We start from the raw sequence: 15,195 nt of genomic DNA, 5'->3' as shown, positions 1-15,195 counted from the left end.
GTCCCGATCCAAAACGATGTGTTTCCCGATGCGCCAGGCCGGGGGCCGCCGTCCGGAAACGTGGGGCGCCGCGTCAGCATCGCCTCGCCCGACCGGACGTTCAACCCGTTTGCGAAGCTGGCCCCCGCGATGGCTTCACCCAACAAACGCAGAGCGCGGAGAGGCCCGGTGCATCGCGGGATGTCGTCCTTCCACCCCCGATGACGATCCCGCCGCGCACTCCCGATCGTGCCACGCGCGTATCGCCCCGCCGCCGGTTGGCGGGGCAGGGACGCGGCCCTGGCCTCCGGGCCGTCCACAGATTGCCAATATCTGGACATCGGCACGACCCAATGGACGCGTAGCTGATGGTCCTCAGGGACGACCAGACACCATCGAGACCGGAGCGGATGGAATCCGCTCACCGCCAGCTACCCATATTTCGGATGAGGTTGATCATTATGAAGACCGGCAATTCCCTCGTTCTCGCAGCGGCTTGCGCGGCGAATGCATTGATCGCGCCGGCGGCTTCGGCCACCACCGCGACCTGCGCCGATCGGACCCATGTCGTCCAGGCGCTGAACGATCGCTTCGGCGAAGCGCTTTACGGCAATGCCGTTTCCAGAACCGGCGAAGTGCTGGAGGTCTATTCCAACCCGGCGAGCCAGTCCTGGACAATCCTCGTGAGCCTCCCGGATCGCGGTCTGTCCTGCCTCGTCGCTTCGGGAAGCGGCGATCAGGGCCTTGCCGTGCAGCTGGCCAACCTGAGCGGCTGAGGCACGCCCGGGCCCCGAAAGGGCCCGGTTCGCCTCAACTGGGGTCCACACGGCCCGTCGTGGGCGCAGCGACGGCCGTGACGGGCTGCGCGGCCGCCTTGGCGATTTCAGAATTCGTAGGCGCGCTTGAAGATGCGTGTGGACGGGGCGTCGGTGGTCTCGGTCAGCACGGAGGACCGGGCCTCGAGGAACGAGTCCACGACCTCGGCGCTTGCACCGCTTTGCGCCAGCGACTCCATCCAGAGCGCATCGAGCCGCGCCACGCCTTCCGGCGAAATCGCGCGATACGTGGAGCCAACCCGGTAGCGGAAGTCCTCGCCATAGCCTTCTTCGGCAAGGCGCCGCACATCGGCGGGCAACAGGACGCTGTCGGTCGTGCCGGCGATGCCTTCGCGCACCTTCATCCAGGTGAGTTCATGCTCCAGCGCGCTATCGGGCGCGCCGGCGCCGGACGCCGTGCGGGTGATGACCGTCGAGCCGATAAGGACAAGCTGGATCAGCCGGGCGAATTTCGGGAGGAATGGGGACTTCATCTTGAAAATCCATGCATGACGAATGTCATTGCCTGAGTCCTGAAGGGTCTGGGGTTCAATTCAGCGTCCTCCGTCTTCGGCTTGCACGATACCCGCGACCGAGTAGTCGTTGCTGCCCCCGAGAACGGACATGAAAATCAGCATGTCGACATCGAGCGTTCCGTCCATCTCGACCCCGAGTTCACCATTCGAAACCGAGCCGACCAGACGCGTCCGCTGGGCCCTCTCGTTGATCCCGAGCAGGTCGGCCTCGTTGCCGAGGGAAGCTTCGATGATATCGGCGTTGACGGTGCCCCCGATGTAGAACGGCACGTCGTTGAAGCCGAGAAGGATGTCCGCCAGCTCGATCTCGACGGTTTCGATGCCTTCGAAAAGGGACAGCTTGGCCTCGTCTACTTCGGTGATCTGGAACGAAAGAAGCTCGCCGGTGCCGGTGGCGCCGCCGTCCGGAACGACAACCGAGATCACGTCGTCCCGAATGACGACGCGGCGGAAGAGGTCGCCATCTTCCTGGTTTCCGGCGATGACTTCTGCATTGAACGGATCGGGCGGCAGCACGTTGGCGCCATCGACGATCGCCTCGGCGACCATCGAATTGGCGAACATCGACTGGATGACGGCCACCTCGACATCTTCGTCGCCCGCGGGATCGATGCTGCCATAGCGTTCATCCTCGCCGATGAAGATGTCGCTCAGCCAGACGCGCTCGATGTTGATGGTGCCTTCCTTCGTCCCGTCGAACACGATCAGAAGGCGTTCGTCGAAATCGATCTCGTCGTTCTGACCGCCGGCCATCACGGCCACGCCGTCGACCGGGTCCCAGTAGATCTGCGCCGGAACCCAGGTCACGCCGTCATTGCCCCGACGCTCCGCCGTGATCGTGACGCCTTGCGCCGAGCACTGGGGCTGTTCGAAGCAGTCCTGGAAGGACACGTCCCGAAAATCGATCTGCCCGCGCAGATCGTCGTCGATGATGGAGGCGTCGAGGGTTTGCGAAACCGCGATGCCGGGTCCGACCAAAAGGGCCAATCCGACTGGCAAGCCGATCGCCCTTCCCGAAAATTTCATTCTGGTCTCCTCAGGAAATGAACATGTATCTGAAAAGTATTAATAAAAAATCTTGCGACCACGACAGCGGGATCCTTCCCAAGTGCGTCATATTCCTGCCTAGATAGCGCCTTATTTTCCGTCGCTGTCAACTGCGACGTTGGCGTATCGGCCCGGAAAACGGGAGATTTCTTCGCAAATTGGCCCTTCCGTAGGGCGGTGGCGGGAAGGCTTGCACGCTCCCGAGGCCCACAACCGCCGATCCCCGCCATGTCCCGGCGGCGCCGGTCCGCGCTGGATGTCCAACCTTCTGGTGCAAAAGGAAATCAGAGCCTTCACCTGCGCGGGTCGGAGGGGGGCAGGGCCAGTGCATACGCCTGGTGACGGCACACCCGCCTCGCCGTCCACGTGGACCGAGGCATGCGGGCCTCTCGCAATGCCGGTGGCGCAGGGTGAAACGCAGTGTTTCCCGATGGCGATGGTGCAAAAAAATCGTCGCGGCCCAGAGGTCTGGCGCCGCGACGTTCTCTGCAGCAGGCCGTTGAGGCCGCCGCCTGTTGTCAGGCCGTTGCCGTCTTCGACTGTCCGCGTCGGCGGACGAGCACGAGGGCACCGACACCGGCCCCGAGCAGCAGGATGCCGGCCGGAAGCGGAACGGGCGCAACCGTGATGATGTCCTGGCTGGTCGGCGAGACGAAGTAGGTGATCCGATAGCTGGGATCATACTGGCCAAGCGCCGCAAGCCACGAGTTCGCCGTCGAGATGACCTCTGCAGTGGAGGACGCTGCGGTGAAGATGCCCGTGGTCAGGCTCAGGTCGCCGGGGTTGGACGTCGCGGTTTCCTCGACGATTTCCCAGATCGCAAGCTGGAACGCCGCTGCCCCGACATCCGTTCCCGTCTGGCCAAGGAAGCCGGTGAACAGCTGGCTGAGGAAGGTATCCCTTTGCGGGTCGAGGAACGAGTTCGTCACGGTGTAGGTCGCCTTGTCGGCGATCAGCTGCGTGACCTCCACGCACCAGGCAAGGAAGGTGTCGGCGGTGAAGTGGTCCCGAATGTCGAACGAACCGGCGAGGAACGGGCCACGCGGCTCGACCTCCACACCGTCGATTTGCGCACTCACGCGCGCTCCATCGGCGATGCCGAGATATTCGAGGGTCACGGTACTTGCGGAGGAGGTTGTCGCGACCAGGCCCGAGAGTGCCAGGCCGAGTGCAGCGCTGAGAACATATTTCATGGATTAATTCCGTAAATCCGGCCACATAAATGCCACATTTTTGGTAGCTTGGCGCGCCCCTCGTGTCAATGGTTCACGGTTTGCACCTCTCGGGGAGGTGCTCGATGGGCGAACCGCTTCCTGCAATTATGAAGTCCGTCGACCCTTTTCCTTCACAGGCCGCCCGGAATTGGTCAGTCGACCCTGTCGGGATGCAGGGCGTTCCAGATCGTCGCGGACGTAAACGGAATCTCCGGCAAGGATGCGCCCGCGCGCCTCAGCGCATTCGCGGTGGCGTTGCAGGTCGCCGCAAGCGCGCCTGTGGTGCCGGCCTCGCCCACGCCCTTGACGCCGAGCGGGTTGGTCGGCGACGGCACGTCATGGGCCAGAACCTGCACCGGCGGCATGTCCCCGGCCCTCGGCACCACGTAGTCCATCAGGGTGCCCGTGATAAGCTGACCGGAGGCATCGAAGCTGTGCTGTTCCATCAGCGCGCCGGCGATGCCTTGCGCGATGCCGCCCCGCAGCTGCCCCTCGACGCCGTGATGCGACAGGACGCGGCCGGCGTCGTCGACGGCGGTGTAGCCAAGGTTCTCGACCTGACCCGTCTCGGGGTCGATCCGGAGTTCGGCGATATGGCAACCTGACGGAAAGGTGTTCACCACCGGGCTATCGCCGGTGACGTGAAAACCGCCCGCTCGCGCCGCGCGGTCGAGAGCCTCGGCAAGGGTGCAGAGCACGCGGCCGGACCCGTCGCGGATGGCCTGCGGATCGGCCACGAGGTCCTCTTCCGGCAGATCGCGGCGCCGCGCCTCGATGCCGACGAGATGCGCGATCAGGGCCTTGCCCGCGTTGTGCAGGGCCGACCCCGCCTGGATCGTCGTGCGCGACCCGAAGGAACCGAGGCCCTGCGGCGTATCCTCGGGCGCGCTCTGCCTCAGCGTGATGGCCGTCTCCGGTATGCCGAGCTGTGCCGACAACATGCCCCTGAACAGGCCTTCGTGATCCTGCCCGGTGCTTTGGGTGGCCGTGAGGATGGCGATGCGGGCCATTCCGTTCGCCTCGTCCACCTCGAGGCGGACCGCATCGCGCGGCGCTGCCCCGCCGCCGGCCACTTCGACGAACAGGGCGGCCCCGATCCCCCGAAGAAGGCCGCGTTCGCGGTCCGCCTCGGCCCGCGCCGGAAAACCGTCCCAGTCGGCGGCCTTGCGGGCGATCGCGACGAGCCTCGGATAGTCGCCGCTATCGTAGATGAACCCGTCGGGCGTCGTGTAGGGGAAGGCGTCGGGCGCGAGCGCGTTCAGCATCCGCAGGTCGAGCGGGTCGCACCCCGTGGCCGCGGCCGCCTCGTCGACAAGCCGCTCCACCAGAAGCGCGATTTCCGGCCTTCCCGCGCCCCGGAAAGGCCCGATCGGAAGCGTGTTCGTGAACCTGAGCGCGAATTCCGCCGCCGTCACCGGGATGCGGTAGCATCCGGTCAGCGTGGCCAGCGGATTGTTGACCGAGATATGGGCGCCCACGGGGTGGACATAGGCCCCGAGGTCCGCTTCGACCCTGACGTCGATCGCGGTAAAGCGAAGCGTCTCGTCCAGTGCGATCTTCCCGGACAGGCGCATCCCGCGGCCATGGTAGTCGCCGAGGAAGCCTTCGCTCCGCGTCCCCTGCCAGCGCAAGCTGCGGCCAAGATGGCGGGCGGCCGCGAGAAGGGCCACGGTTTCCGGAAACGCGGCCCCCCGCACGCCGAAGGCGCCGCCGACCCGCTCGGCGTGGACGCGGACCGCTCCGGGGGCGACCCCCAGGACCGCGCTGAAATCGCGCCGCTGTTCGGCGATGCCCTGGTGCGGGGTCCAGAGATCGAATGTCCCGGTCTCCGGGTCGTGGGCCGCGATCGCGGAGAGCGGCTCGAGCGGGACGGGAGCCATGCGGGGCAGGTGGACCTGCGTCTCCACCACGTGCGCGGACTTCGCGAAAGCCGAGGCGACGGCGGCGGCATCTCCCGTGGCGACGGTCGCGGCCGTGTTTCCCGGCGCTTCGGGATGTATGTCGGGCAGGCCGTCGGCGTCGAGGCCGATGACGGGGGGCAGATCCTCGAAGTCTGGGGCCAGCGCCTCGACCCCGTCGAGGGCGGCCGCACGGGTTTCGGCGACCACCATCGCGATCAGCTCGCCGACATGGCGCACCCGGCCTTCGCACAACACCGGGCGGCGCGGCACGACGAGGGGACGGCCATCGACCGTGCGTTGTCTCAGGAAGGCGGGGAACGCGCCAAGCGGGCCAAGGTCCTCGGCCGTCAGCACGGCCACCACGCCCGGCACCCCGCGCGCGTCGGAGGTATCCAGGCCGAGCAGGTCCGCATGTGCGTGATCGGACCGCAGGAACGCGACATGAAGCGCGCCCTCCGCCGGAATATCCGCCGTGTACCGCGCTATCCCCAGAAGTGGTCGGTTCAAGACGTCATCCCGAAAAAGTCCCTGGCCGTGCGGGAGAAAACCTGTTCCAGCGCGGCCGGATCCGTGACCGTCTTCTTCACCAGCCCGACGGGATCGGTGTCGCCCATGTCGAAGGGCCAGTCGCTTCCCATCATGACGCGGTCCGGCCCCGCCAGATCGAGGAGCCGTGTCAACGTGCCTGTGTCGAAGACGCAGGTGTCGTACCACATCCGCCGCAGGTATTCCGATGGCGGTTGCGATGTCAGGCGGCGCAGTTCGGGACGCGCCTTCCAGGCATGGTCGAGCCGCCCGAGATAGAACGGAAAATAGCCGCCGCCATGCACGATCAGAACCCGAAGCTCCGGGTGACGGTCGAGGATGCCGCCGAAGATCAGGTGGTTGGCGGCAATGATCTCCTCCAGCGGCTGGCCGACGGTGTTGACCATGAAGAAGTCGCCGAAACGCTGGCCGTGGCTGAACCCCAGCGGGTGAATGACGAGGGCCGCGCCAAGCTGGGCGAGCCGGGCCCATACCGGGTCGAGGGCAGGGTCCGACAATTCCATGGCATCCGCCCGGCTGTCGATCTGGAAGCCGAGAAGACCGAGTTCTTCCACGGCGCGGGTCGCTTCGGCTACCGCGGCGAGCGGGGCGGACAATGGAAGGGTCCCCAAACCGCCGAACCGCGAGGGCTTCTTCGCCACGAGGGCCGCGACGTGATCGTTCTGGAGCGCGGACACGGCGGCCAGCAGTTCGGCCTCGGCCCAGTAGTGCTGTTGCCCGGGCGCCGGGGCCACGATCTGGAAGTCGACCCCCATGGCGTCCATCGCGGCCAGCCTGGTTTCCAGATCGTTGAACTTGCGCATGAGCTCGGGCCCCTGCGCCGCGTCGACGGCCTTTCCTTCCGGCGCCATGTCGCGCTGATAGGGGATCAGTTCGGGGGACGGCGGACCGCCCAGAAGGTCGTTCACTCCCGGGCAGAGCGTATGCGTGTGGATGTCGATGATCATGCAACGGCCTCCGGCGGTGTCCGCCTGTGAAAATCGGTCATGCGCTGAAACGCGTCCGCGATGCGCAGGAGCAGGGGTTCGCTCCAGGGTCTGCCCACGATCTGGCAGGCGATGGGCAGGCCGCTGGCCGAAAATCCGACCGGTATCGCCACGGCGGGCAGCCCAAGGTAGTTGATCCCGCGCGTGTTGCGCGTGAGCTTGCCGATGGTCGCGGCCACGGCTTCGGCGCCGCCTTCGGTGGTGTCGGCTATCGTGGGCACGGCCACGGGAAAGGCGGGCAATATCGCCGCGTCGGCCTCTCCCAGCACGGCGTCCAGCCAGTCCCGGGCCATCGCTCCGCGCCGCATCAGCGCTTCGAGGTAATGGGTCGCCCCGTAGAACAGACCCGGCTCGATCCGCGCCCGGACCTGATCGGCGTAGTCATCGGGGCGTTCCTCGATCCAGCGCCGGTGCAGGGTGGCGGCCTCGACCGCGACGACCAGATGGGCGAAGGCGTTGACCCCGACCATATCGGGGGCGCGTGTCTCGATGCCGCTCGCGCCCGCACCGACGAGACAGCCGAAGGCTTCGTTCAGGGCGGTTTCGACTTCGGTGGACAGCTCGTCGTCGTAATAACCGCGCGGGCGCGCGATGGTCAGGCCGCCGATGTCTCCGGTCAGGGCGGCCTCGTGGGACAGCGACGGCGCCCAGGCGGTCGTCGGGTCGGCCGGATCCTCGCCGGAGACGACATCCATGACCCGCGCCGCGTCCCGCGCGCTGCAGGTCAGAACGCCGACCGTGTCGAGGGTCGCCGACAGGGGCATCGCGCCCGCGAGGCTCACACAGCCATGGGTCGGTTTCACGCCGGTCAGGCCGCAGGCCGCCGCCGGATGGCGCACCGAGCCGCCGGTGTCGGTCCCGAGCGAGGCAGGCACCGCCCGCGCCGCGACCGCGATGCCCGATCCCGAGGATGACCCGCCGCAGATATGGGCGGGGTTCCAGGGGTTCCGGCCATGCCCGAAATGCTCGTTGTAGCCCGTGGGGCTGAGCGCGAATTCCGCCATGTGCAACGTGCCGAGGTCCACGGCACCCGCGGCGTCGAGCCGGGACAGCGCGGTGGACGTCGTGTCGGGCACGAAGCCCGCGCGGATCTTGCTGCCGCAATGGCAGGCGCGTCCGCTGCGATAGAAGAGGTCCTTGTGCGCCATCGGCACACCGGCCAGCGGGCCAAGCGTCTCGCCCGCCGCGCGCGCCTTGTCGACCGCGCCGGCCTGTTCCAGCGCGGCGTCGAGGTCCAGCGCCGCCACCGCATTGAACGAACGTCCGGCGGCCTCGAGCCGCGCGAAGGCTGCGCGCGTTTCGGCCTCGGCGGTGGTCTCGCCGCGGCGGATCGCGTCGGCGGTTTCGACCAGGCCGCTCATTCCGATGCCCCGGGGCGTTCGGAGGCCTTGAGCGCCGGAAAACTCTGCGGCGAGGCGTCCGGCGACAGCGCCGGCAGGGCGTCCACCGCGCTTTCGGTCGCCGCGATCAGCCCCGCGTGGCGCTGGAATACGGCATCCGTGGCAGGAGGCGTGCGTGTTTCGGTCATGTCGGTCCCGGATGTCAGAGGAGGAAGAGCGCGATGCCGGGGATGTATGTCACCAGCAGAAGCACCACGATCATCAGCAGCACGAAGGGCATGACGCCCTTCACGGCATCGAAATAGCCGATACGGAAGGTCGTCATCCCGATGAAGAGGTTCAGGCCGAAGGGCGGCGTCACCATGCCGATCGCGACGTTCACGACGATCACCGCCCCCAGGTGGATCGGGTCGATCCCCGCGCTCATCGCTGACTGGTAGATGAGCGGGGCCAGCACGATGATGGCCGAGTTCGGATCGATGAACATGCCCGCGATCAGGAACGAGACGTTGATCATCGCCAGCAGCATCACCGGGGGGAACCCGCCGATCGCCTGGCTGATCTGCGCGGGATACTGCATCAGCGTCATGAAGTAGGTCATCACCGTGCCGGACGCGATCAGGATCAGAAGAACGGCGATGGTCTGCGCGGACGCGGCCGATACCTTGAAGAGGTCCCGGACGCGCAGCTGACGGTAGATCAGCGTTTCGACGAAGATGGCGTAGACGCAGGCGAAGGCGGCGGCCTCCGTCGGGGTCGCGGCACCCGAATAGATGCCGCCCAGCACGATCACCGGCAAGCCAAGCGCCCAGCCCGCGCGGCGCAACGCGCGCATCCGCCCGGCCCAGGAAACCTTGGGCGCGCGGCCGATCCCTTTGACCTTGGCGTAGGCGTAGGAATAGAGGGCGAGAACGAGGGTGAGGAGTATCCCCGTGCTCAGGCCCGCGATGAACATCGCGCCGACCGAGTTGTTGGTTTCGATCGAGTAGAGGATCATCGCGATGCCGGGGGGGATCAGCATGGCGATGGTCGAGGCCGACAGGATCAATCCCACGGCGAAGCCCTTGCTGTAGCCCTGCTGAACCAGCGACGGGTAGACGATGGGCCCGATCGACACCACCGCGGCGGGCCCGATCCCCGACATCGCGCCGAAGATCGCGCAGGCGCCCGCCGTGGCGATCGCGACGCCGCCGGTGATATGGCCCATCGTGGCCTCGGTAAGGGCCACCAGCCGCTTGCCGATCTGCCCGCGCGAGATCACGTCGGCGGCGAAGATGAACAGCGGAATGGCCACGAGGGCAAAGCGGTTCACGCCATCGATCATGCGCTGCGGCAGAACCATGGACGGGATCGGCGGCGCGAAGAGGTCGAAGCTGATGAAGGTGGCGGTGATGATCGCCAGGAAGATCGGTGCCGCAAGTATCAGCAGTCCGAACGCGATGATGGAAAAGATGACCGCTGGCATCGCTCAGCCTTTCGTTTGTTCGGCGGAGGTTTCGATGTCGTCTGCGGCGGCTTCGGCTTCTGCCAGCACGGCATTGGGAAGCGGCCGAAGCGTATTGGTGATCGCGCGGATGACGATTTCGATGCCGGCGATCGTGGACAGGGTCGCGCCGATCGCGGCCGGCAGGAAGAACAGGTAGCGCGGGACGGGCAGGGTGGTGCTGCGCTGGCCGGTCCCCGCGGAGAACGCGACGAGCTCCCAGCTGGTCCAGGCCAGGAAGCCCATGACCAGAATGATGACCAGGCCCACGAGCCCGCGCATGATGCGCACGACCTGCGGCGAGGCCAGTAGCGTCACGACGTCGACGCTGACATGTCCGCCCCGGCGCAGCAGTGTGTAGGCCCCGAGAAAGCACATGTAGACCATGAGGAGCCGCGAGGCCTCTTCCGCTCCCATCAGGTTGAACGAGAGGAAGTAGCGCCCGACGGCGTTCAGGAAGACGATGGCGGTGACCAGTATGAGGGCCACGGCGGAAAAGCCATCGATCAGCTTGTCGATGGCGTCGAGCGCCCGGCTGGCGAGGTGGCCGATCACGGCAGGTCCTCCATGTCGAAAGGGGAAGGGACCGCCCCCTGGTCAGGGGCGGTCCCGATCCGGGTTACTGCATCTCTGCGACGAAGGCGTCGTAGATGGCCTGGCCTTCGGCGCCGGTGCGGGCGAGATACCAGTCGCGGATGCCGGGAAGGGTCGCGTCACGCATCGCGGCACGCTCTTCCTCGGTCAGTTCGACGACCGTCACTCCGGCTTCGCGCATCGCGGCAAGGGCCGCGACTTCCTGGCGCTGGGTCTCTTCGAGACAGACGCGGTTGCCTTCTGCCACCGCCTCGGTGATCGCGGTGCGGCAATCGTCGGTCAGGCCGTCCCACCAGGGCTTGTTGACCGTGACGTACTGGTCAAGCGTGCCGTGCGAGGTGAGGGTCAGGTAGTCCTGAACCTCGTGGAAGCGCATGTTGAAGGTGGTCGGGATCGGGTTTTCCTGTGCCGCGATCGCGCCGTTCTGCAGCGCGCTGTAGGTCTCGGAGAACGGCATGGTGACCGGGTTCAGACCGAACAGCACCTGGCGCTCGGTCATCAGTTCGGACGGCATCACGCGGGCGATCCGGTCCTGGTAGGCGTCGAGCGTGTTCATCGGCTCGTTACCGGTCCACTGCATGAAGCCGGTATGCCAGATGTCGAGCATCACCATGTTGTAGGGGGTGAAGGACTCGGCCAGCATGTCGGCTGCCGGACCATGGTGGAGCGCCAGAAGCTGTTCCGTGTCCGTGGGCCAGAAGAACGGGAAGTCGAGGATCGCCGAGGTGATGTTGATCGGCGCCATGTAGGCCGCCGGCTGGATGCTCATCTCGATGGAGCCGAACTGGACCCCTTCGTTGATCTCGGTGAAGCCGCCGAGTTGGCCCGACGGGAAGACCTGCACGTCGATGTCGCAGCGCGCGTCGGCTTCGAGGAGTTCCTCGATCCGCTGCGCGCCGAGGTCGCGCGGGTCGCCGGGCGGCAGAAGATGCGCGATCTTCAGGTTGAAGGTCTGGGCCTGGACGACGGTCGCGGTGGCAAGTTGGGCCACCACCGCACCCGCGGCGACTGTCAATTGTAGGGCAGTCTTGAACATCATTGTCGTGCTCTCCTGTTGATAGTGCGGCCCGGTCGGGCCCAGCTGGGTTAGGTTTTTTCGGGGTTTGCGGCTTTGTGCCAGTCGCAGATCGCGCCACCGGTCGTGAACATCACGCCTTCGCGCGATGAGAGATGTTCGATCACCTCGCGGAAGTACCGGCAGCGGTGTGGCGCACCCATGATGTAGGGGTGCAGCACGAGGGCCATGACGCGGGCGGAGCCCTGCGCGTCATGGAGCAGTTGCTCGGCCTGGTCGATGGCGCGGTCGCGGTATTCGCGCGCCGGATGATGCTGGATCAGCATCATCGCCACGTCGTTGCATTCCTGCGTGTAGGGCACGTTCGTTATGCTGCCGTTGGCCGTCTTCAGATCGACCGGCTGATCGTCCAGCACCCAGTCGCAGACATAGTCGTAGCCGGCGTCCACGAGGTGCTCGGGCGTTTCCCAGGTCTCGGTGAGGCCCGGGCCGAGCCAGCCGCGCGGCTTCTTGCCGGTATAGGTCTCGATCGCCTCGGTGGTCTTGCGGATGTCTTCCGGCTCGTCCTCGACCTTCTGCATGTTGAGCTGGGTGAAGCCGTGGCCGATGAACTCCCAGTCGCGATCCTTCGCGGCGCGCGAGATCGGCTCATAGGTGGTGATGGCCGACCCGTTGATCGCGAGCGCGGCGGGTATCTTGTAGTCGTCGAAGATCTCGAGAAGACGCCAGAACCCCACGCGGTTCCCGTATTCGTGCCACGCCCAGTTGGGCACGTCCGGTGTCGGCGAGCCGCCCGCGGGGGGCGTCAGCACGGTGCGCGGCATCGTCCGCTCGGGGTCCCATTCCTCGATGTTGACGATCACCCACACGGCAAGGCGTTTTCCGTCGGGCAGGGACAGGGGCGGGCGCTGCGATATCGGCGAATACGCGAGGCGCTGATTGGGCAGAAGGCGTGTCATGCGCGACCTCCGATCGTGATGCTCAGGGGGGGAAGGCCGTCGGCCCTGGCCACGACCACGTCGCCCGGCCCGATCACGCCCACGCCCTCGGGCGTTCCGGTCATGATGATGTCGCCGGGTTCCAGGCGGTACTGTTCGGACAAGCGCGAGACGACCTCGGCCACGGACCACGTCATGTGCGCCGTGTCGGAGTTCTGGCGCTCCGTGCCGTTCACCGACAGGCTGATGCCGCGCACCCCGTGCCCCGCCTCCGACACCGGCGTGAGGACGCCGATCGGCGCGGAATGGTCGAAGGACTTGCCCATCTCCCAGGGCCAGCTTTTCTCGCGGGCGCGAAATTGCAGGTCCCTGCGGGTCAGGTCGATCCCGACGGCGTAGTAGGCGACGTGGTCCAGGGCGTCGGCCACCGCGATGTTCGCGCCGCCCGTTCCGATGCAGGCGACGAGTTCCACTTCGTGCTGCAGGTCTTCCGTCATCGGCGGAAACGGGACGGTCGCCCCATCCTCCACCACCGCATCGGCGGGTTTCTGGAAGAAGAAGGGCGGGTCGCGCAGGTCCGCCCCCTCGTTCATTTCGAGGACGTGCTTCTCGTAGTTGCGGCCCACGCAATAGACCCTGCGCACCGGAAACCGCGCCGTGGTCCCGGAGATCGCCAGGCTGACCTGCGCCGGCGGAGTGAAGACGAAGTCGCTCACCCGTGCACCTGATGCTGCCCGTTGTACCAGTCGTAGATCTGCTCGCCGTTCCAGTGGAGCACGCCCTCGTGGCTGTTGATGTGGGCGTAGACCTCCTCGAGGTACTTGATGCGATGCGGCTGGCCCGAGATGTAGGGATGGATGGCGATCGCCATGATCCGGGGGCGGTCTCCGCCCTCCTGCCAGAGACGGTCGAACTGGTCGCAGCACTTCTGCTGCCAGTAGCCCGACTCGTGATGCTGCACGATCATCGTTGGGATGTCGTTCAACTCGACCGAATAGGGCAGCGTCACCAGCGGCCCCTTGTCCGTCCTGATGACCGTCGGCTCGTCATCGTAGACCCAGTCGCCGATGTATTTCACGCCCGCCTCGGCCAGCAGTTCCGGCGTCTCGTAGGTCTGCGTCAGGCCCGGCCCGAGCCAGCCCACCGGGCGCTTGCCGGTGAATTCCTCCAGCCGGTCCATGCAGCGGTTGATCATAGCCGCCTGGTCCTCGACCTTGTGGATCGGCATCTGTTCCCAGGCGTGGCCCATGAACTCCCACCCGGCATCCTTGGCCTCCTGCGCGACGCGGGCGTAATCCTCGACGACGCGCGCGTTGATCGAGAGCGTGGGCTTGATGCCCAGACGCTTGTAGAGGTCGAAAAAGCGCCAGACGCCCACCCGCATCCCGTATTCGTGCCACGACCAGTTCGGCACGTCGGGCAAGAGGACCTGGCCCGTTGGCGCCGGGATGACCTGCCGCGCCATCGGACGGGAGATGTCCCACACCTCGAGGTTCACGATGGTCCAGACGATGATCTTCGCCTTGCCCGGCAATTCCATCGGCGGCCTGTCGACAATCGCGGAAAACGGCACGCGATCGGAGGGGAGGGTGGGGGAAGAGGTCATCACATTGCTTCCTTCGTGGGTACGATCTGCCATTCGGTTGAGAGGCGACTTCCGGCGTTGCGCAGGATCACCGACATCGGGCAGCGCTGCTCGAGCGCCTCCTTGAGGGACTCGAGTTGCGCCTCGCTTGCGTCGGTTTCCGCTTCGAGTGTCAGCCGGATGTCGGGAAAGGGCACGGGCACATCCGCCTCGGCGTCGATGCCGCGATGATCCAGCATCCCTTCACAGCCGATTTTCCGGAAATGCAGCTTGATGTCCCGTTCATGGGCGATCCGGCGGGCGATCACGTTCGTGCAGGCGACAAGGGCGCCGAGCATGGTTTCGAGGGGCGTCGGGCCGACATCGGTCCCGTGACGATAGGGCGGCTCGTCCACCACGAAAGCGTGCCCACGGGTGCGCACCTCGGTCAGGCTCATCGTGGGGCAGTTGCCCTCCACGAAGACACGGATCAGGGGCTTTTGCTTGATCTTCAAGCCCGTGCCTCCCGAAGTTGCCTCAGCCCGTCACCCAGAAACTGCCCGAGCACCGTGTAGAAAAGCCGTGCGCCGCGGTGTGCCCAGTCGCTCGCAGTGGCGGCCTTGACGGGCAGGCCGAAGGCGAGGCCGTGGCCCCGGACGCGGGCGGAGATGTCGTCGACCGCCGCCACCACGTCGGGATGCTGGGGCTGTCCCGGCAGTCCCATCGAGGCGGCGAGGTCATTGGGTCCGATCAGGATCGCGTCGATGCCCGGCGTCCGCGCGATCTCGTCGAGCGCGGCGTGGCCTGCGGCGCTCTCGATCTGTGCGATGAAGGTCGTCCGTTTCGCGGTGGCAGCATGGGTTTCCAACACCGCGTGCACGGCCGCGCATTGGGCGGAGCTTTCCATCTGCGGCAGCACGATGGCGTCGATCCTGCAATCAAGATAGCGCGTCACGATGGCAGCATCGGCGCTTTCGGTGCGCAGGATCGAGAAGAGCCCGTTCGCCCGTGCTGCGCGGGCCATGATCGCGGCCTCCGAGACGGTCACGGGCGTACGCTCGCAATCTATGAAGATGGCCAGATCGTCCTGCCCGGCCAGCGCGTCGGCGACGGAAACGGCAAGCCCACCGGGATTGACGGCTATCAGCGGCGCGTCACCGTACAGGCGGCTTTTCAGGTCGGCCATTTAGAAGATCCCCCCAGACCCATGGTCCGGCTTCCGATGCGCAAAGTGTGC

Annotated in this window: 16 protein-coding genes; 1 reads left to right on the top strand and 15 read right to left on the bottom strand. The window is 66.3% G+C overall.

Going from position 1 to position 15,195, the window contains the following annotated elements:
* Positions 1 to 425: 425 nt before the first annotated feature.
* A complete protein-coding gene (locus N8I71_RS04505) occupies positions 426 to 755 on the top strand; it encodes a hypothetical protein (protein ID WP_262876738.1) in 330 nt (109 codons plus the stop codon).
* A gap of 107 nt (positions 756 to 862) precedes the next feature.
* On the opposite strand, the gene N8I71_RS04500 is transcribed toward N8I71_RS04505, so the two are convergent.
* From N8I71_RS04500 to N8I71_RS04430, 15 genes are all read right to left on the bottom strand, one after another.
* Complete coding sequence (locus tag N8I71_RS04500; RefSeq protein WP_262876737.1) at positions 863 to 1,288, bottom strand: hypothetical protein; 426 nt, start codon at positions 1,286 to 1,288, stop codon at positions 863 to 865.
* A 60-nt stretch (positions 1,289 to 1,348) separates the two neighbouring features.
* Complete coding sequence (locus N8I71_RS04495; RefSeq protein WP_262876735.1) at positions 1,349 to 2,356, bottom strand: hypothetical protein; 1,008 nt, start codon at positions 2,354 to 2,356, stop codon at positions 1,349 to 1,351.
* A 539-nt stretch (positions 2,357 to 2,895) separates the two neighbouring features.
* Positions 2,896 to 3,570, bottom strand: coding sequence for a VPLPA-CTERM sorting domain-containing protein (locus N8I71_RS04490; protein WP_262876734.1), 675 nt, complete (start codon positions 3,568 to 3,570; stop codon positions 2,896 to 2,898).
* Between the two features lie 173 nt (positions 3,571 to 3,743).
* Positions 3,744 to 5,999 (bottom strand): xanthine dehydrogenase family protein molybdopterin-binding subunit, encoded by a 2,256-nt coding sequence (locus N8I71_RS04485; protein WP_262876733.1) that lies wholly within the window; start codon positions 5,997 to 5,999, stop codon positions 3,744 to 3,746.
* On the bottom strand, positions 5,996 to 6,985 hold the full coding sequence (locus N8I71_RS04480; RefSeq protein WP_262876732.1) for an amidohydrolase family protein: 990 nt from the start codon (positions 6,983 to 6,985) through the stop codon (positions 5,996 to 5,998). The genes N8I71_RS04485 and N8I71_RS04480 overlap by 4 nt, the downstream gene beginning before the upstream one ends.
* Positions 6,982 to 8,385 carry an amidase gene (locus N8I71_RS04475; protein WP_262876731.1) on the bottom strand — a complete coding sequence of 468 codons (1,404 nt, stop codon included), beginning with the start codon at positions 8,383 to 8,385 and terminating at the stop codon, positions 6,982 to 6,984. Before N8I71_RS04475 ends, N8I71_RS04480 begins: the two co-directional genes overlap by 4 nt.
* Entirely contained in the window at positions 8,382 to 8,552 is a 171-nt protein-coding gene (locus tag N8I71_RS04470) for a hypothetical protein (RefSeq protein ID WP_262876730.1), read from the bottom strand. Before N8I71_RS04470 ends, N8I71_RS04475 begins: the two co-directional genes overlap by 4 nt.
* Positions 8,553 to 8,566: 14 nt before the next feature.
* The gene (locus N8I71_RS04465; RefSeq protein WP_262876729.1) at positions 8,567 to 9,829 is read right to left on the bottom strand and encodes a TRAP transporter large permease; all 1,263 of its coding nucleotides are present in this window, start codon (positions 9,827 to 9,829) and stop codon (positions 8,567 to 8,569) included.
* Between the two features lie 3 nt (positions 9,830 to 9,832).
* Positions 9,833 to 10,402 carry a TRAP transporter small permease gene (locus tag N8I71_RS04460; RefSeq protein ID WP_262876728.1) on the bottom strand — a complete coding sequence of 190 codons (570 nt, stop codon included), beginning with the start codon at positions 10,400 to 10,402 and terminating at the stop codon, positions 9,833 to 9,835.
* Positions 10,403 to 10,466: 64 nt separating this feature from the next.
* Positions 10,467 to 11,480, bottom strand: a complete 1,014-nt coding sequence (locus N8I71_RS04455) for a TRAP transporter substrate-binding protein (protein WP_262876727.1) — start codon at positions 11,478 to 11,480, stop codon at positions 10,467 to 10,469.
* Between the two features lie 47 nt (positions 11,481 to 11,527).
* Positions 11,528 to 12,415, bottom strand: a complete 888-nt coding sequence (locus tag N8I71_RS04450; RefSeq protein ID WP_262876726.1) for a polysaccharide deacetylase family protein — start codon at positions 12,413 to 12,415, stop codon at positions 11,528 to 11,530.
* Entirely contained in the window at positions 12,412 to 13,110 is a 699-nt protein-coding gene (locus N8I71_RS04445) for a fumarylacetoacetate hydrolase family protein (RefSeq protein WP_262876725.1), read from the bottom strand. Before N8I71_RS04445 ends, N8I71_RS04450 begins: the two co-directional genes overlap by 4 nt.
* Positions 13,107 to 14,000 carry a polysaccharide deacetylase family protein gene (locus N8I71_RS04440; protein ID WP_262876724.1) on the bottom strand — a complete coding sequence of 298 codons (894 nt, stop codon included), beginning with the start codon at positions 13,998 to 14,000 and terminating at the stop codon, positions 13,107 to 13,109. The genes N8I71_RS04445 and N8I71_RS04440 overlap by 4 nt, the downstream gene beginning before the upstream one ends.
* Positions 14,000 to 14,473: an OsmC family protein gene (locus tag N8I71_RS04435; protein ID WP_262876723.1), complete on the bottom strand. Its 474-nt coding sequence runs from the start codon at positions 14,471 to 14,473 to the stop codon at positions 14,000 to 14,002. The genes N8I71_RS04440 and N8I71_RS04435 overlap by 1 nt, the downstream gene beginning before the upstream one ends.
* A complete protein-coding gene (locus N8I71_RS04430; protein ID WP_262876722.1) occupies positions 14,470 to 15,144 on the bottom strand; it encodes an aldolase/citrate lyase family protein in 675 nt (224 codons plus the stop codon). Before N8I71_RS04430 ends, N8I71_RS04435 begins: the two co-directional genes overlap by 4 nt.
* Positions 15,145 to 15,195 lie beyond the last annotated feature (51 nt).

The organism is Roseicyclus sediminis (assembly GCF_025515305.1).
GTDB lineage: Bacteria > Pseudomonadota > Alphaproteobacteria > Rhodobacterales > Rhodobacteraceae > Roseibacterium > Roseibacterium sediminis.
Note: the sequence above shows the minus strand (reverse complement) of the source record. Positions and strands in the feature narration are given on the sequence as shown.